At 48.1% G+C, this 2,500-nt stretch carries 2 rRNA genes (1 of these 2 only partly in view); both read left to right on the top strand.

The features are described 5' to 3' along the window. Positions 1-1,454 (top strand): 23S ribosomal RNA (locus tag MKX62_RS07575) (it extends 1,478 nt beyond the left edge of the window). A gap of 81 nt (positions 1,455-1,535) precedes the next feature. Then, a 5S ribosomal RNA gene (gene rrf, locus MKX62_RS07570) occupies positions 1,536-1,651 on the top strand. Positions 1,652-2,500: the final 849 nt, after the last annotated feature.

The following is a 2,500-nucleotide window of genomic DNA, read 5'->3' as shown; positions in this document are numbered from 1 at the left end:
GCAGTAGGATAGGGTGAGCGCGCTGTTGGTTATGCGCGTCTAAGCAGTGAGGTGTGGAATGAGGCAAATCCCGTTCCTATAACATTGAGCTGTTACAGCAAGGGGATTTATCCCTGAGTCCCTGATTTCACGCTGCCAAGAAAAGCCTCTAGCGAGGCGGGAGGTGCCTGTACCGCAAACCGACACAGGTAGGCGAGGAGAGAATCCTAAGGTGATCGAGAGAACTCTCGTTAAGGAACTCGGCAAAATGACCCCGTAACTTCGGGAGAAGGGGTGCTCTGGTAGGGTGTTAAAGCCCGAGAGAGCCGCAGTGAATAGGCCCAGGCGACTGTTTAGCAAAAACACAGGTCTCTGCAAAACCGCAAGGTGAAGTATAGGGGCTGACGCCTGCCCGGTGCTGGAAGGTTAAGAGGAGAGGTCAGCGCAAGCGAAGCTTCGAATTGAAGCCCCAGTAAACGGCGGCCGTAACTATAACGGTCCTAAGGTAGCGAAATTCCTTGTCGGGTAAGTTCCGACCCGCACGAAAGGCGTAACGATCTGGGCACTGTCTCAACGAGAGACTCGGTGAAATTATAATACCTGTGAAGATGCAGGTTACCCGCGACAGGACGGAAAGACCCCGTGGAGCTTTACTGTAACCTGATATTGAATTCCGGTGCAGCCTGTACAGGATAGGTAGGAGCCTTGGATTCCGGAGCGCTAGCTTCGGATGAGGCGTTGGTGGGATACTACCCTGGCTGTATTGGACTTCTAACCCATGCCCCTTATCGGGGCAGGAGACAGTGTCAGGCGGGCAGTTTGACTGGGGCGGTCGCCTCCTAAAGAGTAACGGAGGCGCCCAAAGGTTCCCTCAGAATGGTTGGACATCATTCGTAGAGTGCAAAGGCATAAGGGAGCTTGACTGCGAGACCTACAAGTCGAGCAGGGTCGAAAGACGGGCTTAGTGATCCGGTGGTTCCGCATGGAAGGGCCATCGCTCAACGGATAAAAGCTACCCCGGGGATAACAGGCTTATCTCCCCCAAGAGTCCACATCGACGGGGAGGTTTGGCACCTCGATGTCGGCTCATCGCATCCTGGGGCTGTAGTCGGTCCCAAGGGTTGGGCTGTTCGCCCATTAAAGCGGTACGCGAGCTGGGTTCAGAACGTCGTGAGACAGTTCGGTCCCTATCCGTCGCGGGCGCAGGAAATTTGAGAGGAGCTGTCCTTAGTACGAGAGGACCGGGATGGACATACCTCTGGTGTACCAGTTGTCTTGCCAAAGGCATCGCTGGGTAGCTATGTATGGACGGGATAAATGCTGAAAGCATCTAAGCATGAAGCCCCCCTCGAGATGAGATTTCCCATTACGCAAGTAAGTAAGATCCCTCAAAGAAGATGAGGTTGATAGGTCTGGGGTGGAAGCACGGCGACGTGTGGAGCTGACGGATACTAATCGATCGAGGACTTAACCAATTTTGAAAAGGGCTTGATTACCCTGGTTTTGTGTAGCACAATGTCTGTTTTATTCAGTTTTGAGCGAACAAGCTCAAAGAGTCTGGTGACGATTGCGAAGAGGTCACACCCGTTCCCATCCCGAACACGGAAGTTAAGCTCTTCAGCGCCGATGGTAGTTGGGGGTTTCCCCCTGCGAGAGTAGGACGTCGCCGGTCTCATTGAAAGGTCATTACCTTATAGGTAGTGGCTTTTTTTGTGTTTATTTTTAGGATCTATAATAAATATTAAGGCATCCATACAACTTTATGGTTCGAGCGCTTAACCGTTCTCTTCTGTAAACGTCGTGGTTATGCTTGCGGGTGTGGAAATAGTAATGACGAGCATGAATCCAAGCTTTAAAGTACGGTTAAACAGTCGTTAGAACGCCTTTTGATTATCGCGCATTACTTACTGAGAAATTGATATAGTATGACTGAATGTACAAAAAGAATTAAATGAGCAACGTACTATATATGTTGAACTAATGATTCTATATAATCTCCAGCAAAGGCGCCTCAAGGGGCAGCCGAAGCAATAAGGCTGACAGCGGTTTTCTTTCTGGCTTATTGCGGGAGGCATCCCCTAGCGCCGAACGTTGTTGAGTGGATTCTTTATATCAACACATATAGATAAGCGAAGTGTAACGCGTATGGCATTAGGCGCTTGAATGACTTTAAAGCTAAAATAGTATCGAACGTTAAGAATAAAAAAAGAGGTTTATTCAGGATAAAGGGTGACATGCAAATCACAACCTCATCACAACATTTGAATTAGATCCTATTTTTAAGAATGCCTTGTTTTACTTGCATTAATTCATCTGTGAAATATGAATGGCTATGCCTTAACATTCAGTGATGCCGTTTGAAGAGAGGGATTGCTGATTTTAAGAGCTCACTTTAGTGGGGTATTGTTTGGATAGTTTATTTCCTCAGGCCGTGCTAAGTGTTATCAAAAAAGAATTGTAGGGCAAGCAAATTTTATACGCTCAATCCAACTAACAGAAATGTTAAACCAATAAATGCACT

Source organism: Sporosarcina sp. FSL K6-5500, assembly GCF_038005665.1.
Lineage (GTDB): Bacteria > Bacillota > Bacilli > Bacillales_A > Planococcaceae > Sporosarcina > Sporosarcina psychrophila.
The sequence above is the reverse complement of the archived record's forward strand: the minus strand, read 5'-3'. Positions and strand labels throughout refer to the sequence as shown.